Annotated in this window: 19 protein-coding genes and 2 pseudogenes; 7 read left to right on the top strand and 14 right to left on the bottom strand. The window is 54.7% G+C overall.

From position 1 onward, the window contains the following. Nucleotides 1–185: 185 nt before the first annotated feature. The 10 genes from CR159_RS17375 to CR159_RS17325 all read right to left on the bottom strand — a co-directional run bounded on the left by CR159_RS17375 (nucleotide 186) and on the right by CR159_RS17325 (nucleotide 12460). Complete coding sequence (locus tag CR159_RS17375; RefSeq protein WP_102075225.1) at nucleotides 186–1232, bottom strand: nucleotidyl transferase AbiEii/AbiGii toxin family protein; 1047 nt, start codon at nucleotides 1230–1232, stop codon at nucleotides 186–188. Next, nucleotides 1229–1897, bottom strand: a complete 669-nt coding sequence (locus CR159_RS17370) for a DUF6088 family protein (RefSeq protein WP_102075224.1) — start codon at nucleotides 1895–1897, stop codon at nucleotides 1229–1231. The genes CR159_RS17375 and CR159_RS17370 overlap by 4 nt, the downstream gene beginning before the upstream one ends. A gap of 375 nt (nucleotides 1898–2272) precedes the next feature. Then, nucleotides 2273–2485: a plasmid-related protein gene (locus CR159_RS17365; protein ID WP_102075223.1), complete on the bottom strand. Its 213-nt coding sequence runs from the start codon at nucleotides 2483–2485 to the stop codon at nucleotides 2273–2275. Between the two features lie 147 nt (nucleotides 2486–2632). Next, on the bottom strand, nucleotides 2633–3109 hold the full coding sequence (locus CR159_RS21955; RefSeq protein ID WP_233208377.1) for a helix-turn-helix transcriptional regulator: 477 nt from the start codon (nucleotides 3107–3109) through the stop codon (nucleotides 2633–2635). 469 nt (nucleotides 3110–3578) lie between these two features. Beyond that, nucleotides 3579–3953: a helix-turn-helix domain-containing protein gene (locus CR159_RS17355; protein WP_143705477.1), complete on the bottom strand. Its 375-nt coding sequence runs from the start codon at nucleotides 3951–3953 to the stop codon at nucleotides 3579–3581. Nucleotides 3954–4528: 575 nt separating this feature from the next. After that, a complete protein-coding gene (locus CR159_RS17345) occupies nucleotides 4529–7123 on the bottom strand; it encodes a DEAD/DEAH box helicase (RefSeq protein WP_102075221.1) in 2595 nt (864 codons plus the stop codon). Nucleotides 7124–7126: 3 nt separating this feature from the next. Continuing rightward, nucleotides 7127–9253, bottom strand: a complete 2127-nt coding sequence (locus CR159_RS17340) for a site-specific DNA-methyltransferase (RefSeq protein WP_102075220.1) — start codon at nucleotides 9251–9253, stop codon at nucleotides 7127–7129. Nucleotides 9254–9282: 29 nt separating this feature from the next. Then, nucleotides 9283–9855, bottom strand: coding sequence for a recombinase family protein (locus CR159_RS17335; protein WP_102075219.1), 573 nt, complete (start codon nucleotides 9853–9855; stop codon nucleotides 9283–9285). 511 nt (nucleotides 9856–10366) lie between these two features. Then, complete coding sequence (locus CR159_RS17330) at nucleotides 10367–11773, bottom strand: Cu(+)/Ag(+) sensor histidine kinase (RefSeq protein WP_102075218.1); 1407 nt, start codon at nucleotides 11771–11773, stop codon at nucleotides 10367–10369. A 3-nt stretch (nucleotides 11774–11776) separates the two neighbouring features. Then, on the bottom strand, nucleotides 11777–12460 hold the full coding sequence (locus tag CR159_RS17325; RefSeq protein ID WP_102075217.1) for a heavy metal response regulator transcription factor: 684 nt from the start codon (nucleotides 12458–12460) through the stop codon (nucleotides 11777–11779). A 288-nt stretch (nucleotides 12461–12748) separates the two neighbouring features. Between CR159_RS17325 and CR159_RS17320 the strand changes: the two genes are divergently transcribed. Further along, nucleotides 12749–13084, top strand: coding sequence for a four-helix bundle copper-binding protein (locus tag CR159_RS17320; protein WP_102075216.1), 336 nt, complete (start codon nucleotides 12749–12751; stop codon nucleotides 13082–13084). Between the two features lie 82 nt (nucleotides 13085–13166). Here CR159_RS17320 and CR159_RS17315 read toward each other — a convergent pair whose 3' ends face one another. Further along, on the bottom strand, nucleotides 13167–13367 hold the full coding sequence (locus CR159_RS17315) for a heavy-metal-associated domain-containing protein (protein ID WP_102075215.1): 201 nt from the start codon (nucleotides 13365–13367) through the stop codon (nucleotides 13167–13169). A 321-nt stretch (nucleotides 13368–13688) separates the two neighbouring features. Between CR159_RS17315 and CR159_RS17310 the strand changes: the two genes are divergently transcribed. The 6 genes from CR159_RS17310 (at nucleotide 13689) to CR159_RS17285 (ending at nucleotide 18913) form a co-directional block, all read left to right on the top strand. After that, complete coding sequence (locus CR159_RS17310; RefSeq protein WP_102075214.1) at nucleotides 13689–13973, top strand: DUF2933 domain-containing protein; 285 nt, start codon at nucleotides 13689–13691, stop codon at nucleotides 13971–13973. Between the two features lie 389 nt (nucleotides 13974–14362). Next, nucleotides 14363–16165: a copper resistance system multicopper oxidase gene (locus CR159_RS17305; RefSeq protein WP_102075213.1), complete on the top strand. Its 1803-nt coding sequence runs from the start codon at nucleotides 14363–14365 to the stop codon at nucleotides 16163–16165. Then, complete coding sequence (locus tag CR159_RS17300) at nucleotides 16162–17358, top strand: copper resistance protein B (RefSeq protein WP_439650570.1); 1197 nt, start codon at nucleotides 16162–16164, stop codon at nucleotides 17356–17358. The genes CR159_RS17305 and CR159_RS17300 overlap by 4 nt, the downstream gene beginning before the upstream one ends. A 68-nt stretch (nucleotides 17359–17426) precedes the next feature. After that, a complete protein-coding gene (locus tag CR159_RS17295; protein ID WP_199173356.1) occupies nucleotides 17427–17936 on the top strand; it encodes a cupredoxin domain-containing protein in 510 nt (169 codons plus the stop codon). Nucleotides 17937–17995: 59 nt separating this feature from the next. Continuing rightward, the gene (locus CR159_RS17290; RefSeq protein ID WP_439650571.1) at nucleotides 17996–18424 is read left to right on the top strand and encodes a c-type cytochrome; all 429 of its coding nucleotides are present in this window, start codon (nucleotides 17996–17998) and stop codon (nucleotides 18422–18424) included. Nucleotides 18425–18496: 72 nt separating this feature from the next. Further along, the gene (locus CR159_RS17285; protein WP_102075212.1) at nucleotides 18497–18913 is read left to right on the top strand and encodes a DUF411 domain-containing protein; all 417 of its coding nucleotides are present in this window, start codon (nucleotides 18497–18499) and stop codon (nucleotides 18911–18913) included. Nucleotides 18914–19039: 126 nt separating this feature from the next. On the opposite strand, the gene CR159_RS17280 is transcribed toward CR159_RS17285, so the two are convergent. The 3 genes and pseudogenes from CR159_RS17280 to CR159_RS17270 form a co-directional block, all read right to left on the bottom strand. Then, entirely contained in the window at nucleotides 19040–21376 is a 2337-nt protein-coding gene (locus CR159_RS17280; RefSeq protein WP_102075262.1) for a heavy metal translocating P-type ATPase, read from the bottom strand. Between the two features lie 212 nt (nucleotides 21377–21588). Continuing rightward, nucleotides 21589–21714 (bottom strand): annotated as a pseudogene (locus CR159_RS17275) (sugar phosphate nucleotidyltransferase); the annotation flags it as partial. A 54-nt stretch (nucleotides 21715–21768) separates the two neighbouring features. After that, nucleotides 21769–21971: pseudogene (locus tag CR159_RS17270) on the bottom strand (cold-shock protein). Between the last annotated feature and the right edge of the window lie 75 nt (nucleotides 21972–22046).

Raw genomic sequence — 22046 nt, 5'->3', positions numbered from 1 at the left:
GGTTTAAATAGGTGAAAGAATTTACTAATCAATCGGTTAGCGTATTTTTGCGAAATCCGGTAGAACTGGTCAGTGTACCTGTACTGTACTGAAATAAGGTGCGGCAGTACAGTTCGGTACAGTCATGTCTGCGACGAGCTACTGGTTAGTGGGCGCCATCCGGATTGTTGAGAGGTTTACCCATCTCATGCCGGGCCGCGATTGATGCGTTGCTCGATTTTTCTCATGGATGCCAAGACTTCATCGAAGTCCGGCGCGGGACCGAAGATCATGGCGGTCGTGTTGGCGTAGTCACGCCGGAGCGCATCGATCATAGCGTCAGACGGTGCAATGGCAAAGCTGCCGACAGTAGCTGAAGCAAGATCGTAGTCCGGGCGATTGAAAAACATCCGCGCATGGCGAACGCAGTCAGTGCCTAGCTCGGGGCTCTCGACTGCGGACCTGCTGGACTCTGATCCAAATAGGCAATGCAGATCGTAGTAGTGCCGCGAGACGCGTTGCCCCTCTTGCCGGAGGATGCCTCGTCGATCGTACCAGCGGCGCAAGCCGTGGGTAATCACCACCTTGTCCCAGAACGTACGTGCGGCAACGATGGTGGTTACATCGTGAACGGCCAGATCCAGTCCCGGCACCTCCTCGGCGATGTATGGCTGAATCTTGACAGGGTTGTTCGGGTCAAGCGCTGACTTCGCGCCGGACTCGATCCGTACCGCAGGTCTCACGTAAGCACCATCCCGAGGTTCAACTTCGGGATACCAGACCAGCAGGGTCTGGCCGTCAGGATCTGCAGGATCGATCTCGATGCGCCCGGTGCCGCGGGTTGCATCGGCAATCTGCTCGCTGAGAAAGGCATGCAGTGGGCCGGTGATGTAGGCGCGGCAAGCGTCACGGATGGCATTAAGCCTGGCGCGGCGCTTCTTGCTTGAAAATTCCTCCAACTCTTCTACTGACGCGGCGGCATCCAAGTCATCACGGAAGACCGTGACATCGATGTCTTCGGAGAATCGCTGAATCAGGTCATAGGCTTTCGACAATGATGTGCCGCCCTTGAACAGCAGCCGTGGCCCTGCAGCAGGCCGCTCGTGATACAGCGCGTTCAGTGTCCAGCAGACCCAGAAGTCTTTTTCAACATTACCGATAGGTGTGCCCAGCCGGTTGGCCGTCGTGAGAAACAGATCCTGTCTGTCTCGTGGCAAGGCACTGATGATCTGTTGATACGCCGATGTGCTCATGTGTCTACCTCGTTAGAATGTGCCGGCATCAGCAGCCCACGCAGAAACGTCTGCATCCATATAGGCAGCGTGGAGAGCCCCAAGCGCAAATCGTCCTTGATTGCCTTGCCGTGCTGAGGGTCGTTGAGTAAACGTAGCAAGCTGACTCGGATACGTTGACGCTCGGTGTCCTCGGACAACATATCTTGCATCCAATAGAGGGCCTGTACGACGCGCATCGCTGGCCGGCCGGCCCAATAGAGGCGGCTGGGCGCTGCGTACTTGAAATGGATTTCCTGTTTGCCGAGTTTGATGGGTTTGAGCCGGGCATCAATCAACACTTCAATCCGCGCTGGTACTGCGGTAGTGAAGCCCAAATCGTTGGCGGCAGTCATTCCGTCCACAACGGTACGGGCCTGATCCCTGCGAGCAACCGCCCTGATTACTGCCCGATAGTCGGGGGCCGTGAGCTGGCCAGTCAGCGCATTTTTGCGTGGCAAGTCATAAAGGCCACGGTCAATGCGACGCAGTTCGCCCGCGTTGACCAGGCGCTGTAGCGTTTTGTCGATGGTAGAACGATTCCCAAGATCAACAAAGTCTCCGGGAGTCCAGACTTCATCTGAGCTGGACGTGATCCGGTTGATGACCTGAGATTTGAGGTCGGAGCCTTGGGGCGCACTTTTCATGTCCGAAGAATGACATGTTTTTCGGACATTTAAAAGGGTTGTCTGAAATAAGTAACATTTTTCGGACAATTTTCCTGAGGGAATTGAAGAGCTGGGCCCTTGACTGGGCCTCCGACTGGGCCCAGCGTGGAAAGCTGGATTCCAGCCGTTTGATTAGATAGGGTGGTGAATTGCTAACCATGGGTTAAAAATAGAACGAAATCAAATCAGTTTGTTGGGCTATTGAAGTTCCGGCACTGTATTAATCAGATTGGGGAAATCACTCGCTTAACAGCGAATCCGTTCTTAGAGATGATGGCGTATTCATCACTTTTGAACTATCCGGAATTTCCCGATATTTACTTACGGCAGGAGTTCAGTATCTATAAATAGACGCTATGCGGTGTCAATCAACTCGGCGACAACGCTTGCACGAAAGTACACACGCCGACCCACTTTCCGCCGTGCGGCATTCCATTGCTCGGCGAATTCGGTTTGGCTTCGTAACGAGATCCGTAGCCCATCAGGGCTACGCTTCAGCAGCTCGGATAAATCTATCAAAGACAATAACGGTCCGTACCGTTCAATCAGTTGCTCTTCGGTTGTCATCGAATGACTCCTGGTTGTTTCTCCCTAAGACGCAGTACTCGTCGGGAGTGATTTGCTGCCTGGTGGGCAGCTCAGTGTAAGAAAACGACCCACGAGCGCAGTGCGCCGGTGGGTCATGGGTATCCCAGAGGAACCTGGATGCAAGGCTCAGTAGGCGAGAGCCTTATTGCGCTCGATGAGAGCATGCACACTTGCTGCCGTGATACCGCTGGATCGCTTTCCAATCTTGATTAGTACCAGCTGGCCTTCGTTCACGAGTCGATAGATCGTGGACCTGGAAACCCCGAGTTTGGCTTCGGCAGTACGTATTCGGTAGAGAAGTGCTTGGTCGGACGGCTGCGAGACTTCGTTTCTGCCTACTGAATGGTCAGAAGGCTGTTGCTGGGAATGTTGCTGCATTTTTTCCTCCGTTAAACCTTGGGAAGCACCCTGGATGGTATGACCCAAGATGCTTTCCAAAGCAGGCGCGGCCAGCGCCTTCGTGATTGGTTCGCCAAGATGCCGCGATGGGAACCAGTTGCTTGGATCATTTTCGGTAGAGCCCGCCGCTGGCCCACTATTGTGGTTCGTCGGGATGCTGAAAACTGCGGTCTTTGCCGCTGTCATCAATGGATTACGCGCCATCCATCGAATGTGGCCTGCCTTTGGCAGTACCGGCGTCCGTTGTCACGGATCGTCATTACTTCTCTCGGTTTATGCCAGTCGCTACCAGCCCAAGAGAGAAATGATTTTTCACCTGCTTTACTCCTACCCAGGTGCTTGTCGCCCCGCATGATGCTGACGACACGGGTAGCCGCGCACTCGCACCGCCCGTTGTCGGGCAGGACGCGGTATTTATCGGTGTTGTGTTGTTAAAGAGCAGGGTTGTTGTAATCATTACGTATCTACTAAACAGAGTCAATACATAAGTAATTAGAATTGACCATATAGAAGAGTAAAAACGTCGGAAAGTCAAAAAATATGGTTTGAGTTGAGACAAAAAGAAACGCCCTGGTTCACTGTGGAACGCAGGGCGCTTCGGGTATTTTTTATTGTTTTCTTTTGTATCTGGACGGCAGCTGAGGGCTTAATCCAACAGATTAGCTAGTGATGCTTAATGGTCATCTTTGGTGTTTTTGGCTTGTTGGCCGATCTTCATCTTGATGTAGTCACCGATATCTTCCAGAACGGGGGCAGGCAGTTCCACCACTGTATATCTAGGGGTATCCGGCCATGGCCATTCCACCTCAAACATCTCTCCCTTGCCAGTGACAAGCCATTCAGCACGGACGTGAAGGGCTGCAGCAATCCAAACGATGTGACGCGAGGACTCATTGCGGCCGTTTTCAATATGGGCGATAGCGCTTTGGCTCAGGGGGGGATCGAGCAGGTTGGCCAATGCTTCCTGGGAAAGGCCGCGTTTCTTACGTGCGATAAGTAAGCGTTCGCCAATGCTGTTTATAGGGCTCGGCGTCATGGTATTTTTCAATTGGCGGATTCATTAAGAGTAAGTTGTAAGTATATATGTAATTAAAAAACAGTACTTAATTAATGAAAATTGAGAGGTGCCTTATTAGATAAGTAATCAGATTGGGCTATTGTGGCACTTAATGGTACGGAGTGAGAGGAAATAATTGTTAAGAACGAGTCTATCCACACGAAAGCAGTTGCAGTCGGACGGCTGGTATCTAGTATGGCCGGAGCTTCGGAGGGCGAGGGGCGACTCCTCAAGCCGGCACGAAGGTTTTTTGTTGTGAGGTAGGAAACATTCTGCAAATTGACACATGATGCAGGCCTGTGATGATCCCGTTCGCCAATCCATGGAGTTGTCTCAAGTCGTTGCCTTATGAGAACTCCATTACCCCGGTCTATCACACCTGCCTACTGATTCAGGAGAGGAGGGGCCTCAGGGCATGGCTCGGCGGCTCGAATTCGTAGCTGGCGGCTATCATCTCGGCCGCCACGCTCTCAGTGATGAAAAACGGTTCGGTTTCGTTATGCAGTTTCATATGCAGTGGCACCAATAGCCGCTGAGCTGATTAGCCAATTCCACTTGCCAGATCACTAGTAGTCACCAGCCAGGCCGCTGCTGAACAACACTTCAGCATCCTGGGCGACAGCAATCGCATCCCGCACTTCCTGCCGTTTCAAGTCGAGCACGCGCAGTTTGCCGTTTGCTTTCACCTGGGCGATGGACTCCATCCGGCGATAAACATCAGGGTGATTTGCGGCGTACAGCGCCAAACCTTGCAGCTTGGCAAGCGCATCGCTCAAATGCAGCCCATGCGGATCAACCAGGTCGACTACAAGGGAGCCATCCTGCTCGGCAAAGAACAGAAAGTCTGGGCGAACAATCCCATACTCACCGACCTTCTCATAGGCGATGCCGAGCGAAGATTGCCCTGGCTGCTGCGGATTTCGATACCAGAAAGAGAACCCCGGCCTCGCCGATTCAGTCTCGACAACCGTCCGCTCCCAGTCATTCAGTTCAGCCGGGTACTTGCCAGTTTGTTCGCACAGCAAGTGGCTATCCCAGACCGTGAGCACTCTTACCTTGCCGTTTTCGTTCGCTTTGGTCGCCTCATAACGGGCTTCAGGCTTCAGCAAGCCCACGTCCTGCGGCTCCGTGCTCATTTCGATGATCTGCCTATAGGACTCCCTTCGATCATCGCTTAGCGTCTTGATCTGCGCCGCATACTTGGCCAACCAGTCCTTCGCCAGCTTATCGGCCTCGGCATCGAAATAAGCCTGCGCCTCCATAACCAACCCCAAACCAGCAACGGTTACGCGGGCTTCGACAATGGCTTCCAAGAACGCTTCCGGGTCATCTTCGCGGTCGGATTCTCGACTCGCCAGATGGTCAACATACGAATGGGCAATCGCCGGGCTGAAGATGCGTGCTGAGCGGCGGTAGGCATCGTCGATCACTGCCACGTCGGCATCTTCCCAGAACTGTTCCAAACTCCGGCCCTGGCCCCGCATGTCGGCTTTCACAGTCTTGCCATCCACAACCAACACGGACTGCCGCTTGATCTTGATCTTGGCTTCGTTGTCGGCCTGAAACTTATCCAGGACTGCGTGCATCTCGGCGTGGGCCAGCCTGCCTGCCCCGGACAGAATCTCATCTGACGCCAACTCATGTGCCAACGCAGTCAACCTGACCGCAGGCTTGGCACCACGCTGCGGGCGCGTTTGCGACGGCAACGCCTCGAATGCTTCCCACACGGCAGTCGAAATAGCAGGGTTCGGTCGCACTTCAATGTAGTCGATCAAGACGCGCCCAGGCGTTGCCGCCTCGCTTCCTGTCGTCAACTCATCGACCACCTGTTCCACAGCTTTGCGATTGAACTTCGGCAGCAAGCAGTCCACCGCGTTCAGGCGGTCGTTACCTGGAATGCGGCGAGCCAACGGCGAACGCACCAGACGGCCCAACAACTGTGTGATGTGGGTCTTGTCGCTGGCCGCGCGGAAAGAAATCATGACCTCTGCACGCGGGCAATCCCAGCCTGTGCTAATGGCATCCTTGGCTATCAGAACCCGCACCCACGTCGATTCTTCAACCCGCTGCGGCTCGATGTAGGGCACGTCGCGGTTGCCGAAGCGCTGCGTGGTGTGATCCCCGAAAACATGCGACACGCTGGCAGAAGGCAACTCAGGATAGCGCTCGAAAATGGTATCCAGCGCCCGCCCGATTTCATCGGGGTCAGGCGTGTTGGGAACCTGCAAAACCATCAACGGCACGACAACATGGGCTTCCTGCTGCTGCTTGGAATAAGCTCCCCAGGCAAGGCTGGATTCCTTCAATTTATCGGTCGCACGCCGCACCAGCACGGTATCGAAATCACCGACATTGTCTGGAATATCCAGCAGGATGGTGTCCTTGATAAGGCCCGACTCCTGCACTTTGGACGCATCAACTTCCACATTGGGCAGCTTGACGTGCTTGCCTGCCGACTCAATCGCCTTGTTGAACCGCTCCACCGTGGCCGAAATACCCCAAACCGCCGGGATACCGGGCACGCTGCCCACGCCATTGATGAGCCGCTGAACGATAGTGCTCTTGGCGTTCTGGCTGGCGGCCGTCTGCGCACCCATGCCACGGTGCGCCTCATCCAGCACCAGATAGAGCGTCAAATCCGGGTCTTCAATGGTGTTCTGGATGCTGTCCCAAATCGTGTATGCACGCAGGTCAGGCCGCATTTCATGAAACGTCCCATCCACCTTGGCCGCCATTTCTTCAGGATCATGGCCACGCACCAGCAAGCTGTTCTTGCTGAGCTTCTGAGTGTTGAGAAAGTAGATTTTGCCCGCCTGGAACTTGGGCCTGTTAAAACTGTTTTCCACCACCACCAGATCGGTGTAGTTGATGCGGTCACTGGCCTCGATGAAGCGAAAGCGGGTCTGCTCGTTCAACGAAGGATCGTCGCTAAACCAGATCACCACTGCGCCGGGATCGGCATCAAAATTGAACTCATCGTCACCGTGAAACAGCGCCTCAAACGTCGCAGCGGCCATCACGGTCTTGCCCGCACCGGTTACCGCAGTCAGTGAGAACGCCGTCCTGTCGGCCTCGCCATGCCACAGGCGGCGAGCCTTACCCAAGTTGTTCAAGGTGTCGCGGACGGCGTCGCGCTGGTAGTCTTTAAGCGTGAACTTCATCCGTTATTCCCCGTTAGTGAAGCTGAAGTTGGTGAGATACGATTCGTACAGGCGCACTGGCTCAACGCCATCAGGCAAACGCTTGGCAATGGCCTGGAAGCGGCGGTCGTCGTCGGTGACGATATAGGCAATACGAATTCCATCGACCTTGGCCAGCGCCTTGATAAAGGGTGTGGCTGCATCCACATTGCTGAGCAATCCATAGGCATCGGCCACCGCCCAACCATCGCTTGGCAGCTTGTCTATGCGACTGCCTCGCGCTCCGGCTCGCAGCCACAGCAACGGCGCAATCCGGTTGAACGCCAGGTTGTAACTGACCGACACCGGGGTTTCATAGGTCAGAGTGAAGAACTCGGCGTTTTCCTCGAAGCCTTCGGCCATCGGAAACTCATCGGTGAACTTGTAATCACCCTTGATCGGCTCACCATCCGGCGTTTTGCCTGTAATGGCGGCGGCAACGCGGAGTTTGGTGATGTAGTCGCAGATGCCAAGCTTTTCCCAGGCAGAATCGCCGGGACGCAAACCTTGCCCGCGCAATGCCTTCTGCTCGTCTGCACCAACTTCGTTGTTGGTGACACTAATGCACTGGCGCTGGCCACCATCTTGCTTGTTGAGGCGCATGACGGCGTGCACAGTCGTTCCTGAACCGGAGAAGAAATCCAGAATTACGGCTTCTGGCTTATGCTCGACAACCGCTCGAAGAGCATCTTCAACAGCGTATAGTGACTTCGGAAAAGGGAAGTCCCGGCCGGGGATGAGTGCCCTAAGCATTCGCGATCCGAACTCGCCTGCAGAGTGCGCGGATCGATTCCACACAGTTTTCGGGAATCGACGACGCCCACCCTCACCCATGTCAACGATAACTGCTCCATCTGATTCGCGACCAGACACGGTAAGTTCACCACGCTCGATGCGTTGAATCTGAGCCTTTCCGAGATACAGAATTGACCATCGTCCGGTCGTTGAGTCATATGCGCCGAGCTTGGCATACCCCAGTTTGAGGAGTTCCTGCAGATACTCGGGCGAAGTGCGCCAATTCGCCTCTACACCGCTGGCACGGATGGGCCACAAAGTTTGTAAGTCAGGCTCGTCGGAAACTGAACCGGGGTCGATACCAAGTGGAATAGGCTGGCCAATCTTTACGATTCGCTTAGCGCTTGGATCAATATAGATTGGATAGAACAAGTTCGGCCGGTCTATGCGTCGAGAATTAGAGCCTCCACGCATAAGCCATTCCCAGCGGACCTTCTGCTTTCGTGCGCTCTGTTCCTGCTCACCCAGCAGAGGGTCAATCAGTCTCGCTGGAGTCGCCTTACCGAAGAAACAAAAAAAGGCGTATTCCTCGACGCGTGCGAGCTCTGCAACTCGAGCAACGCCGTTCGGATTAATAACGACGGTCACCATCTGGCGACGCGCCTCAGGGAAAACCTGCTCCAGCAGCAGCCCCAGCCGCAGGTACTCCTTCTCATCAATCGTGACGATCAGCACGGAATCTGCCGGATTCAACAGCTCCTTGGCCACCAGTAGGCGCCGCTCCATCATGGCAAGCCATTTGCTGTGCCGGTACAGGTCGTCACCTTCAACGTAATCGTTGTTGTACTTCCAGTCCTTCGCCCCGGTGTTGTAAGGCGGGTCAATATAGATGGCGTCCACCTTGCCTCGATGGGTGTAGGTCAATGCCTTGAGGACGTGGTAGTTCTCGCCATTGATGACGGTGTGGCACGGCTTGTCGCTACCACGCAGCACCTTGCCGGTACTGATCAGGCCCGGATAAATCGTGTCGCGGAACTCGGCCACCACCACCAGATCATCCAGCGCCACTGTCTGCGTTTCGACCTCTGCCGCGCCCAGCAACTCCAAGACAGCCGTCTTCCTAGCTTTGTGAATGATTTTCACCTGCCACAGCCTCTGATCGCCCTTTTTGGTAGAACCACGCTCCGGCAGTACGCGCACCTTGTCGCCCTTGCGCATTGGCCGCAAGGGCAGTTCGACCGCTTCCGGGCTATGCCGCTCGAAGTTCAGCCCGAAGGGAAGACGTGACGACAGGAACTTGAACTCTCGATCCAACTCGGCCCCTAACGCCGGGTCTTTGGCTTTTGCCTTGGCAATTAATTCAGTCAGTCTGGACACGGGAATTCTTTCTCTCTTTTGTATCTTCGCTATTGATGACGCGGTTGCACTACGCCGCAATGCTTGTAAATCGTGGTTCGAGATACGCCATAGCGGCGGGCCACGTCCGCGACCTGAACATCGGGATCACGCAGCAGGGCTTTGATCTCTCTAACCTGCTGCTCGTCCAGCTTCGGCTTTCGGCCACCGGCCCGGCCTCGGGCACGCGTTGCAGCCAAACCAGCATGCGTGCGCTCACGGATCAAGCCACGTTCAAATTCCGCTAGTGCCGCGAACACATGGAAAACCAGCTTGCCCGCTGCACTGCCTGTTTCAATCTTCTCCGTCAGGCTTTCGAAGCCGATGCCTCGCTGCTCAAGGTCGGCCACGATCTGCACCAAGTCGGGCAGGCTGCGCCCGAGTCGATCCAGCCGCCACACCACCAAGGTATCTCCTGACCGTAGCGCCTTGCGGCACTGCTCAAGCTCTGGCCGCGCTGTATTCTTCCCGCTGGCCGCTTCCTCGTAGATCACGCCGCATCCAGCCTGCTGGAGCGCCCCGCGCTGCAGGTCTAGATGCTGATCATCGGTCGATACGCGGGCGTATCCTATGCGTTGATTCATGGACGCATCCAGGACATTGAAAAATTGACGCCTATGTTAACACTCGCAAACGGCTTTCACGAAGGGAGAGTGCACCACTTACATCTGTTCAGAAAACCTCTGTTTTCCGTGCTCAGGAAGTAGGAGATGGAGACCATTGATGGTCAGAAAGTAGCTCACCCGGATGCTGGATATCTGGCTCAGCACACGCAACCAATGTCACGTTTGGGCAGAGTAAGTGGCGCAAAAAAGCAGGAGCCACAGAGGCTTTCGGATTGCTATTCCTTATTATGAAGCCGCTTTACATGCGCTCTATCTTAGCAATCAAGCACTTATGTTCCGTTAGTTGCGCTGTAAAGGTGGTTTAGTTCACTATGCGGTTGACGATTGTTTGACAGTTTCCGTCCAATCGAGTTGTCGGTTGAATCCGGAATAGTTAATCTGCCGAAAACATCAGCAGCTTTCGGTTTACTTCCTCGCATGCGAGATTAGTGGTTAGGTCCAGTGCGCGTCGTAGGAAGGTATCGATTTCTCAGCAGAGGATCGATGGTAAGTTAATCTCGAAAACATTTGCTTGAATAGTGGAACTGGCGTGGATCGTGCCGCCATGAGCCTCGACAATCGACCTTGCTATCGCCAAGCCAAGACCAGCTCCCTCTCCGCTGCGTTGACGTGAGGCGTCAGTTCGATAGAACCTTTCAAAGATACGATCTATGTGTTCGGCGGGAATAATGGGTCCAGGATTCTCGACCCGTACTGTCGCTGTGTTCGGCCCTGCCTGAAGTGTGACGCTGACTGCATTCCCAACCGGCGTATAGCGAATAGCGTTCGATAATAAATTGCTCAATGCTCGGCGGACCATCAGCCTGTCCCCTAGGATGCAAACCTGCTCGCCGATGACCTCTAAGTCCACCTGGCGCTCTTCGGCCCAAGCACCAAAGTAGTCGAAAAGGATACGTATCTCGGACTCGAGCTCGATCTTGACGAGTTCCGGTTTAAGCAAGTTGTTGTCCGCTTGCGCCAGAAACAGCATATCGCTGACCATTTTGGCCATGCGCTCATACTCTTCCAGGTTGGAGTACAGAATTTCGCGGTACTGTTCCATAGTCCTGGACTGGGACAACGCCACCTCGGTCTGAGTTTTTAGGTTTGTAATGGGGGTACGGAGCTCGTGCGCAATATCGCCTGAAAAATCGGACAAACGACGAAAGACAGCCTCAAGTCGATCAAGCATTCCATTGAAAGAAGTGGCGAGCTCTATCAGTTCAGCAGGAACGGCTTCTGGCTGCAACCTTATATGCAGTTGATCGGACCTGATTTTCCGGATTTCGCGACTGATACGCCGTATCGGTGCATGGCCTTGATGCACTGCGAGCCAAGTGGCCAGAATCGCGATCAGGCAGGCGGCGACCGTGATGATTCGAAGGTAGGTTCGGAAGCTTTCCAAATAATGCAGGTGGAAGTTAATGCCGGTCGCCACAGCGATGGTCAGTTTGCTCGACCCGGGCAAGTTGTCAGCTGAGGTTCGTAGTACGGCCCCTCGAAATGTCGCTCCTTGATCTTTCCATATGCCAACTGTTTCAATTGTGATGTTTTCTACAGGTCGAGCAATTCTGGCAAACCTATCCAGGTTCGATCCTGGCGAAGCATAAATCTGGACGCCATCTTCCGAAGAGATGCGATATTCAGCGTTATGGTGGCCTGACACGGCATTGGCAAACCGCTCGTTCAACTCTCCAGGCGCTATGTTGGGCGGTAGCGTTGCCAGTGTATGTTTCAATGCCTGGACGACGGCATTGAGTTCGTCCACGTCTTGTTGGACGAAATGATCGTTGATCGATCGTTCAACGATCCAGCCGAATGTGAGTAGTACGACTGTTATGACCGCCCCAATGGAAACGGTAAGACGTACAGCTAGAGATGCCGGCCGAGTTTTCATTAACTATTCGGGAAGGGTCACATCGAGCATATAGCCCATGCCGCGCACCGTATGGATAAGCTTAGGGTCATAGTCGTCATCAATTTTGGCACGTAGGCGCCGGATTGCCACATCGATGACATTGGTGTCGCTGTCAAAGTTCATATCCCATACCTGGGAGGCGATCAATGAACGTGGCAGCACTTCGCCTTGCCGGCGTACCAAGAGCTCCAACAGGGCGAACTCCTTGTTTGTCAGATTAATGCGCACATTCTGCCGCTGAGCCCGACGCCGTGGAATATCGAGCACGAGATCGGCTATCTGTAGTTGGTCTTGAAAGGCAGGGGCGGAGCCTCGTCGCAACAAAGTGCGGACCCGTGCCAGAAGTTCTGAAAAAGCGAAGGGTTTTACCAAGTAATCGTCGGCGCCCAGCTCCAGCCCCTTGACCCGATCTTCTACGCTATCCCGGGCAGTTAAAAAGAGCACCGGCGTAGACGACTTGGCATCGCGCAATGCTTGCACGATTCGCCAGCCATCCACGTCTGGCAGCATGACGTCAAGGATAATTAGATCGTACGAACCCGTCAGGGCAAGGTGGTGGCCATCCAATCCGGTGCGCGCGAGATCCACGACGAAGCCGGACTCCACGAGCCCTTGGCGCACGTAATCACCCGTTTTGATTTCATCTTCGACCACGAGCAATTTCATGGGGTTATTCCTGTAAGCCTCTTAGGACCGCAATAAAAAGAATGGTCTCTTCAACCTGATCTCAATTATTAAACTGTAGTGCGATGGTGCTGACACGAACATGACGCTAGGATTACAAAATTGTAATATTAGTCCGGAGTCATCGCGTATAAAACGCAGATCGCACGAAAATCGAGACTTTTAGGAGCAAACTGCTGCGTTTACGGCATTCGAATTGCTAAGTAAAGGTTGTGGTTTCGCAAAGCAAGCCACGTAACAACCACACCTCAACCTCGTTGGAGATCCAATATGCCTCATGAAAAGTTTCAATCGTGCATCGACGCTTGCTATGCCTGCGCCACAGAGTGCGACCACTGTGCTGCTTCGTGCCTTGCGGAACAAGACGTCAAAAGCATGGCGCGCTGCATAAAGCTGGATATGGATTGCGCACAAATTTGCCGCTTGGCGGCCAGTTATATGGCCAGGGGCAGTGAATTCGCCCAGGCGCTTTGTCGCCTGTGCGCTGATGTTTGCCAAGCGTGCGGAGATGAATGCGCCAAGCATCAAATGGATCACTGCCAGCGCTGCGCCGAGGCTTGCCGCAAGTGTGCCGAAGAGTGCAGGCGGATGGCGCAAATGGCCTAAGCGACCCGCACTACAGAACTGCTGCTCTATAAAGTGGGCAAACGATCAATCAGGGCCAGCGTGTACCACTGCACCTGGCCTTTTAAGCTTTGCGCGATGGACTGTAGCCCGCCTCGCGGATCGCCAGTTCTACGGCCCCTGCGTCGCAAACGCCTTCCACGCGCACGCAATGCTGGGGCAAGTCAATAGCAACAACAGCTTCGGGCGCGACCCTCTTGACGGCCGCAGTGACAGCACCGACGCAGTGCCCACAGGTCATATCGTTCACTTCAAACTGAAGCATTGCTTTCCTCTCTTCGTTACTCATCAAATCGAATACTGCAGCTTAAACGTTCCCATAGTGGCAATGTCAACCGATACGGTGGTTTTTGCTGGACGTTGTAAATAAAAAACGCTTTGTCTCAGGCAGGATAGCGCCAGTGAAGCAATGCGAGCGCTTTGTACATATGGCAACAAATCTCTTGCTTCCCGAGCTCTTTTTCCACAGATGACAGAGATGTAATGCCCACGCAATCAGCCTGACAGCAAGGAATCGGTACAGTAGGCTCATCGCTAGAATTTCGCATGGAGCGCTAGCTAGCGTTAAGTACAAGGAGAGCCGAAAATGAAATGCGATATGAAGACGATGCTCAAAGCCGGTCTTGGGCTAGTCGTGCTAATTGCTGTGGCCTATGCAACGTTGCCTGCTGCCCGTGAGTGGATTACTGCAGTAAGCCCGTTCTTATTCTTCTTGATCTGTCCGCTGATGATGGTTTTCATGATGAAAGGCATGCAGTCGTGCCACAACGATAATGGTCCAGAGAAGGGTGAATCCGCACAAATGCCAATGCCGGAAAGGGCTAATACCGAGGTCCACCCACATCTACTGGAGTACAAGAAAGCGCTTTGAAGCTTGAGTAGGCCATGGGAATCAAATCCACACGAATAGCTGTTCTAGCGCTGGCCGTAATTGGGCTGCTGGCTGTATTGGCGTTCGTTTTTATGGGCGTCATGATGATCTGGATGATGAGTAGTTGAAGTGAAAAATTTAGAAGTACGGCCAGATCCACGAGTATTAGGGCGTTGGCTGCTGCTTCTTCGACCAATTAGAACCAATGTCCACCACATTACAAAAATGTAATTTCCAGGTCATCGGTGCGACAGATGCACTTCGGTAAAGTGCGAATAATCGCTCAATGTTTCGGTAATGCAGTTACCAGGCTGGGCGACAAAATTACGTAATTAACAGGATATGCACTCGTGAAACGCCCAACTACGCTAGCCGTTCCCATCCCGACCATGCCGCGACGCCGATTTGTTCAAGGCCTTGCGGCCGGTGGCGTGCTGCTTGGTCTGTCGCCATTTGCTCGTGCTGCTGGAGTGCGACCGGATGGAACGAGTACCGGCTCAGCGGCAGTGCTGAGTGGCACTGAGTTCGATCTGGAGATCGGTGAATCGCCCGTCAATTTCACTGGCAACGCTCGCATGGCGACGACAGTCAATGGCGCGCTACCGGCACCGACCTTGCGTTGGCGCGAAGGCGATACGGTCACCATTCGCGTCAAGAACCGCTTGAATGAAACCACCTCGATCCATTGGCACGGCATCATCCTGCCGTTTCAGATGGATGGTGTGCCGGGGATTAGTTTTACAGGAATTCCGCCTGGTGAAACGTTCACGTATCGGTTCAAAGTGCAGCAAAGCGGCACCTACTGGTATCACTCGCACTCGGGCATGCAGGAGGCCACGGGTGTCTATGGGGCGATCATTATTGATCCGGCGCAAGCCGACCCCATACGGGCCGATCGCGAGTACGTCGTTCAACTCTCTGACTGGACCGACGAAGATCCGATGCGGGTCTTAGCCAAGCTCAAGATGCAAGGCGACTACTACAACTATAACCAGCCCACCGCCGTGGATTTCTTCCAAGATGCGTCGCAGATGGGCCTGAAAGCGGCCATCGACAAGCGCAAAATGTGGAATGAGATGCGCATGAGCCCGACCGATCTGGCCGACCTGTCCGCGAACGTCCTGACCTATCTGATGAACGGCACCACGCCTGCAGGCAACTGGACGGGATTATTTCGACCAGGTGAACGTGTTCGGCTGCGTTTTATCAACGGTGCCGCCAACACCTTCTACGATGTACGCATTCCGGGCCTTCAGTTGACCGTGGTTCAAGCCGATGGTGTAAATGTCGAGCCAGTGACCGTCGATGAGTTCCGGTTCGGGCCCGGGGAAACCTATGATGTTTTGGTGCAGCCCAAAGACGATGCTTACACCGTTTATGCGCAAGCCATGGATCGCACGGGATATGCACGCGGGACGCTGGCTACACGTGCCGGGCTCGAAGCGCCTGTGCCCGCGCTTGACCCAGCGCAATGGCTAACCATGGCGGACATGATGGGTTCAATGGGTGGGGGCATGGCAGGAATGAGCCATGGCGCGGCCAGCCAATCTTCGATGGGCGGCATGGACCATGGCGGTATGGCAGGGATGAACCATGGCAGCATGCAGGGCATGAATCACGCAGGCATGGCTGGCATGGACCACGGCGCGATGTCCGAAGCTGGCGCTAGTGCCCAGGTGCGCCATGCCAGAACGGAGTACGCCGCTAGCACCGATATGCGGGTAGACATGCCGCGTACCAACCTAGACGATCCCGGCATCGGTCTGCGTAATAACGGCCGGCGCGTGCTCACACTCTCGGACTTGCACACCGTAGGCGGTGCGATGGATCCGCGCGGCGCAGAGCGTGAAATCGAGCTTCATCTGACCGGCAATATGGAACGCTATACGTGGTCGTTCGACGGTGTGGAGTTCGGAAAATCCACACCAGTTCACTTCCGTTACGGCGAACGGGTTCGGGTCATATTGCACAACGACACCATGATGACGCATCCCATGCACTTGCACGGCATGTGGAGTGAGCTGGAAGCGCCGGACGGGAAGTTTCAAGCCCGACGCCACACAATTCCCGTGCAACCGGCTCAGCGTATCAGCTTTCTTGTAACCGCCGATGCGCTTGGGCGCTGGGCCTGGCATTGCCACCTGATGCTGCATATGGATGCGGGGATGTTTCGCGAAGTGGTGGTGGCATGAAGACATTGAACGATACGTTAGGCATCCTGGTCATGAACAATCAATTGAAAAAGAAACTCCTTTCGGCGGTAATCGCTACAGTGGGGGTGATGCCCGTGTTTGCCTATGCGCAGACGCATGCGGGTCACGCCGGCTACACCTCCGCGCCGTCAGAAACCAGCACACAGCCGAAAACCTCAGGCATGGACCATGGTTCTATGGACATGTCAGGTATGAATCACGGTTCGATGGACATGTCCGGTATGAACCATGGAGCGGGGAAAGCGCCAGCCCAGGGTCATGACCCCATGAAGATGCCTATGAAGCAGACCGACCCCGGCAAAAGTACCTCCGCTATGCCGGGGATGAAGCACGGCCAGTCGGGCTCTAGTGCGCCAGCCCCTGACCACAATATGGGTGCGATGGACGATGGCGACGGCGAAATGGATCATGGCGATATGCAGATGCAAGGCGGCTCGGCCCCACCGGATGCTCGCGATCCGGATGCCTACTCCGATGGCTACGTGCGTAATGCGGGCAAGTATGCACTGCCACCATCCGATGCGCTAATCATGTCGGACATGCACAACTTCGGTTCCGTCAATTTTGACCGACTCGAGTACGTCAGAGCTCGAGGCGAGGAATGGGCGGCCTATGAAGGGGAAGCCTGGTATGGCAGCACCTATAACCGCGCCGTGATCAAGGTGGAAGGCGAAATAGCAAGCGGAAAACTGCAGGAATCCGAGACGCAACTGCTTTGGCGTCATGCGGTTTCAACATTCTGGGATACGGAACTTGGCGTTCGATTCGACCACGGCCAAGACGCACCGAACCGGGAATGGCTGGCATTTGGCGTTAAAGGACTAGCGCCTTACTGGTTTGAGGTGGATGCCACTGCCTATGTCGGGCCCAGCGGACGCACCGCTCTGGGGCTGAAGGCCGAATACGACATTTTGCTGACCCAGAGGCTCTACCTTCAACCGAGCGTCGAAGTGAATTTCTATGGCAAGGACGATGAACGTTGGGGTATCGGCAGCGGCTTGACCGACGGTACCGCAGGCTTGCGCCTCAAGTACGAAGTCACCCGTCAGTTTGTTCCCTACATTGGCGTTGAATGGGCCAGCAAATTTGGAAAAACGGCGGATTACGCGCGCGCAGCGGGCGACTCCAAGCAGGAAACCCGTTTCGTAGCTGGTTTAAGTTTTCGCTTTTGATGTTGCCTTTTCCTATGGGCAGCGTGAAGCGGCTGCCCGCCCAAACAAATCTCATGAGAGTATTTATGATGAAAAAAACCCTTTCTATTCTGGCTTTGAGCGTGTTGCCAGCCCTCGCATTGGCTGCGGGTAACCATGCCGGGGGGCATGGTGCGCCGGCGCACGGCATGCCTGGCCACGACATGTCCACGATGTCGAACGCACCGTCGCTAACTGGCCAGCCTGGTGACCCAGCTAAAGTGACACGTACCATCGAATTGACGATGGACGACACCATGCGGTTTACGCCTGGTGAAATCCAGGTTAGTGCCGGCGAGACCGTTCGCTTCTTTATAAAGAACACGGGGAAGATCCCGCATGAAATGGTGATCGGCTCCATTGCCGAACTGAAGGCGCATGCGGTCGAAATGCAAAAAATGCCAGGGATGCAGCATGCGGAGCCGAATATGATCACATTGGCACCGGGTAAGATTGGCGGCCTGGTGTGGAAGTTCGACCAAGCGGGCACCGTCGATTTCGCTTGCTTGATCCCTGGTCATATGGAGGCTGGAATGATCGGTAAGGTCAAGGTCAGCTGACCTGTCGCATAGAAATGTCACAGAGAACACTGATCTTTGGGGTGGTCGGCGTCGCCATAATGGGTGTCGCCGCCATCCTTTACAGTACGATGCGGCAATCAGGCCCGGCATTCATTGACCCTGCGAATCAAACTCTTGTGATGCAGGGCAAAGCCATTTACACGAACAACTGCGCCGCGTGCCATGGCGAATCGCTGCAAGGGCAACCGAACTGGCGTGAGCGCATGCCCAATGGGAAATTGCCCGCACCGCCGCACGACAAGACCGGCCATACCTGGCATCATCCCGACGCGATGTTGGTCGATATGGTGAGGAACGGCCTGGTCCCAGGGAAGACAGCGCCTGCGGGTTATGTAAGCGACATGCCTGCTTATGGCGGCATCTTGTCCGACGACGAGATTATTGCCGTACTCACTTATATCAAGAGTACCTGGCCCCCAAAGGTTCTGGAGGCGCAAAAAGAAGTCACTTTGCAACGCCAGAATTAAGCTACTCGTGCGTGGGTCCTTTATCTTTACTATGAAAAATTCAAGTTTTACGTTTTCCCTGGAGAGGGTTTCATGAAATTATGGCTAGCAGCGGTTGCCTTAACGGCCGCATCCTCCTTTGCACATGCGGCCAGCACGGCCATCACGGTCTACCAGGATCCCAATTGCGGCTGCTGCTCCGGCTGGGTCGAGCATATGCGGGAGTCCGGCTTTGATGTTACGGCGATAAAGACGGCCGACATGGCTTCGGTCAAGGAGAAACTCGGTGTGCCGTCGCAGCTTAGCTCATGTCACACTGGCGTAGTCGAGGCCACCGGCCAAATCATAGAAGGGCACGTACCGGCAAGCGTTGTCAACAAATTGCTCGACGACCGTTCAGTGAAGGGCGTGTCGGCGCCAGGGATGCCTTTGAACGCGCCAGGTATGGGAAAGCTTGACGGCAATCTGGTTACTGTTGACTTTACCGGCAGGCCGTTTTCCAGGGATTAAAGCTGCAAAGAAAGACGGACAGAATAAGCTACGTGGCGTTTACTTGTATGCCTTTGCGCTACAAAACACGCCAGCTTAGACTCTTGCCCAGAGGTCGGGGACGGCCAACCACGGGACAAACTGCATTCACGTGGATTTGCGAAGCCTGAGGGCATTAAAAACGACTGATGCTGAACTCAGGCTCATCGCTAATGCGGCAAACATTGGCGAGAGCAATAGGCCCACAAATGGGTACAAGACACCCGCAGCCAGGGGCACGCCCAGAGCGTTGTAAATGAATGCGAAACCTAAGTTTTGCTTCATATTGGCGATTGTTTGGTCCGATAAGTGGCGCGCAATGGAGATACCGCGTAAGTCTCCCTTTACCAATGTGACTTGCGCGCTGTTCATGGCCACGTCCGTACCGGTACCCATCGCGATGCCGACATCGGCTTTGGCTAAAGCAGGGGCGTCATTAATGCCGTCGCCGGCCATCGCAACAATTCGGCCTTCCGCTTGGAGTTTGCTGACAAGATCAAGCTTGTCAGCCGGCTTCACTTCACCATGAACCTCGTCGATTCCGAGGCGCTCCGCTACCGCCTTAGCAGTCGAAACGCCGTCGCCTGTTGCCATGATGACGCGAATTCCAGCCGCCTTGAGATCTTTGACGGCTTCCGGCGTACTTTTCTTGATTGGGTCAGAGACGGCCAGCAAGCCTGCTAATTGACCGTCTGTTGCTAAATACATGACGCTCGCACCCTTGGTGCGCAACGATTCGGCGGTGCTGGCCATGATCGTAACGTCAACATTTTCCTGGTCCATTAGGGCGGTGTTGCCGAGGGCAAGGCGTTTATCCTCGACCTGGCCACGCACGCCAATACCGCTACCCGATTCGAAGTCGGTGACGGCACTGAGGCTCAAGCCCCGCTCACGCGCTGCGCTGACAATGGCGTCTGCTAGCGGATGCTCGCTGCCTTGATCAAGGCTTGCCGCCAGACGCAGCACTTCGTCGGCCTCTGTGTCGCCAGCGGGGATAGCTTGCTCGAACGCCGGGCGTCCCTCAGTCAAAGTCCCCGTCTTATCAACGATGAGGGTATCGATTTTGCGAAAATTCTCAATGGCTGCCGCATCGCGAAACAGCACACCTCGCGTGGCACCACGACCGGTTGCCACCATAATTGACATGGGCGTGGCTAATCCCAATGCGCAGGGACAGGCGATGATCAACACGGCCACGGCATTAATCAAACCATATACCCAGCTCGGTTGCGGACCAAAAGTACCCCAGACCAATAGGGTGATGATGGCGATGGCGACGACCGCCATGACAAAATAACCCGCCACTTGATCTGCCATGCGTTGCATCGGCGCGCGAGAGCGTTGCGCTTGCGCGACGAGCTGGACGATTTGCGAGAGCACTGTGGCCGAGCCGACCTTTTCAGCTCTAATCACTAGCGAGCCGGATGTATTCATCGTCGCGCCGATCACTTTGTGGCCAGGGCGCTTGCTCACAGGCAGAGGTTCGCCCGTGAGCATGGATTCATCCAGGGAACTGGCACCGTCTTCCACAACCCCATCGACAGGCACTTTCTCGCCGGGGCGCACACGCAAGCGATCACCTTCATGGACATGCGTCAGCGGCACATCTTCCTCTGTACCATCCTTGTTGATACGGCGGGCTGTTTTGGGTGCCAGCCCAAGCAGCGATTTGATAGCAGCCGACGTCTGCGAACGGGCCCGAAGCTCGAGAATTTGACCGAACAGGGTCAACGAGATGATGACCACTGCGGCTTCAAAGTAGACGGCGATCCGGCCCATGGACATGAACGTTTCAGGAAAAATCCCTGGCGCCACTGTGGCGACGACGCTATAGATGAATGCAGCGGCTGTACCCAGACCGATGAGCGTCCACATATTGGGGCTGCGGTTGATCACCGACTGCCAGCCCCGCACAAAAAAGGGCTGACCGGCCCACAGCACTACGGGTATCGATAACACCAGCTCAATCCAAGTTTGGGCAGTCATGCTGAACCAGCCCAACTGGTGACCGAACATGGCCAACACTGTGACAATAATGGTGAATGGCAAGGTCCACCAGAATCTGCGCGTGAAATCCTTCAACTCAGGATTGTCATCTTCCAGGCTGGGCATCAGCGGCTCAAGCGCCATGCCACACTTTGGACAGCTTCCCGGATGGTCTTGCCGAATCTCGGGGTGCATCGGACAGGTATAAATAGTGCCAGGAGCTGCCTGCTCCAAAGCCGCGTCGTTCTTGTTTTGCTGGGCGGTGAATTTCTCGGGATCGTGTTTGAACGTGTCCAAGCACTTTGCACTGCAAAAATAGAAAGATTTACCCTCGCGTTGAACGTGGTGAGAAGAGTCTTCTGTGACCTGCATACCGCACACCGGATCGGTGCGTTGGGCGCCGGAGTCCGCGTGTTTCACATTGTGTTGGTGAGGATGTTCAGACTTAATCTGCGCCATGGCGATAAACACCTTTCGAAGAGTGAGGGCAAGTCCAGCGATGTACAGGCAGATATTCTCAACGCCCCTAGACAACGCAACGGGACAAATTCCATAATGCCATATACCCATGCGTTTCCAGCCATTAACCCGCCTTCTGGCGCATTACATTTTTGTCATGTGGCTCGCCAAGGTGGGCATGATAAGAGTGGTGCAGGGTGACTTTATGCAGACACCGCATACTGGATAAGCGGTCTATCCACAACAGGGAGCATTTCTTTGGGCATTGTTTTAGTTGCCGGTAAAAAGCGCGTACCCATACCTGCAACCGGAAATACAGCCTTTCGGATTGGCTTCATTATTGCAACGCCTGTTCAGAGCTGTCAGCCAGCTCGCTGCCTAGAGAGACTGAATTAAAGGAGCTGAACCTTGGTAGCTTGTGGTCCTTTTGGCCTTGGCCAGCGATGTAGCTAACGCGTTGACCCTCTTCAAGCGATTTGAAACCCCATCCTTGGATTTCGGAAAAGTGGACGAAAAGGTCTTTGCCGCCCGAATCCGGAGTGATAAAGCCAAAACCTTTTCCCCCGTTAAACCACTTAACGATACCGTTTTCCATATTGCTTCCCCTCAATGCAACATTATTAGATTTAGACTTCCCTGTCAGAGGCCATGGCCATCGGGTCCTCTGTGT

The sequence above is a fragment of the Pollutimonas subterranea genome, assembly GCF_002849655.1.
Classification (GTDB): domain Bacteria; phylum Pseudomonadota; class Gammaproteobacteria; order Burkholderiales; family Burkholderiaceae_B; genus Pollutimonas; species Pollutimonas subterranea.
Note: the sequence above shows the minus strand (reverse complement) of the source record. Positions and strands in the feature narration are given on the sequence as shown.

Coding starts and splice junctions, on each gene's coding strand:
- CR159_RS17365 (WP_102075223.1), bottom strand. CDS start 2,485: ATGACAACCGAAGAGCAACTGATTGAACGGTACGGACCGTTATTGTCT.
- CR159_RS17330 (WP_102075218.1), bottom strand. CDS start 11,773: ATGAAAACTCGGCCGGCATCTCTAGCTGTACGTCTTACCGTTTCCATT.
- CR159_RS17375 (WP_102075225.1), bottom strand. CDS start 1,232: ATGAGCACATCGGCGTATCAACAGATCATCAGTGCCTTGCCACGAGAC.
- CR159_RS17325 (WP_102075217.1), bottom strand. CDS start 12,460: ATGAAATTGCTCGTGGTCGAAGATGAAATCAAAACGGGTGATTACGTG.
- CR159_RS17305 (WP_102075213.1), top strand. CDS start 14,363: ATGCCGCGACGCCGATTTGTTCAAGGCCTTGCGGCCGGTGGCGTGCTG.
- CR159_RS17315 (WP_102075215.1), bottom strand. CDS start 13,367: ATGCTTCAGTTTGAAGTGAACGATATGACCTGTGGGCACTGCGTCGGT.
- CR159_RS17320 (WP_102075216.1), top strand. CDS start 12,749: ATGCCTCATGAAAAGTTTCAATCGTGCATCGACGCTTGCTATGCCTGC.
- CR159_RS17335 (WP_102075219.1), bottom strand. CDS start 9,855: ATGAATCAACGCATAGGATACGCCCGCGTATCGACCGATGATCAGCAT.
- CR159_RS17370 (WP_102075224.1), bottom strand. CDS start 1,897: ATGAAAAGTGCGCCCCAAGGCTCCGACCTCAAATCTCAGGTCATCAAC.
- CR159_RS21955 (WP_233208377.1), bottom strand. CDS start 3,109: ATGGCGCGTAATCCATTGATGACAGCGGCAAAGACCGCAGTTTTCAGC.
- CR159_RS17280 (WP_102075262.1), bottom strand. CDS start 21,376: ATGGCGCAGATTAAGTCTGAACATCCTCACCAACACAATGTGAAACAC.
- CR159_RS17310 (WP_102075214.1), top strand. CDS start 13,689: ATGAAATGCGATATGAAGACGATGCTCAAAGCCGGTCTTGGGCTAGTC.
- CR159_RS17290 (WP_439650571.1), top strand. CDS start 17,996: ATGGGTGTCGCCGCCATCCTTTACAGTACGATGCGGCAATCAGGCCCG.
- CR159_RS17295 (WP_199173356.1), top strand. CDS start 17,427: ATGAAAAAAACCCTTTCTATTCTGGCTTTGAGCGTGTTGCCAGCCCTC.
- CR159_RS17285 (WP_102075212.1), top strand. CDS start 18,497: ATGAAATTATGGCTAGCAGCGGTTGCCTTAACGGCCGCATCCTCCTTT.
- CR159_RS17300 (WP_439650570.1), top strand. CDS start 16,162: ATGAAGACATTGAACGATACGTTAGGCATCCTGGTCATGAACAATCAA.
- CR159_RS17345 (WP_102075221.1), bottom strand. CDS start 7,123: ATGAAGTTCACGCTTAAAGACTACCAGCGCGACGCCGTCCGCGACACC.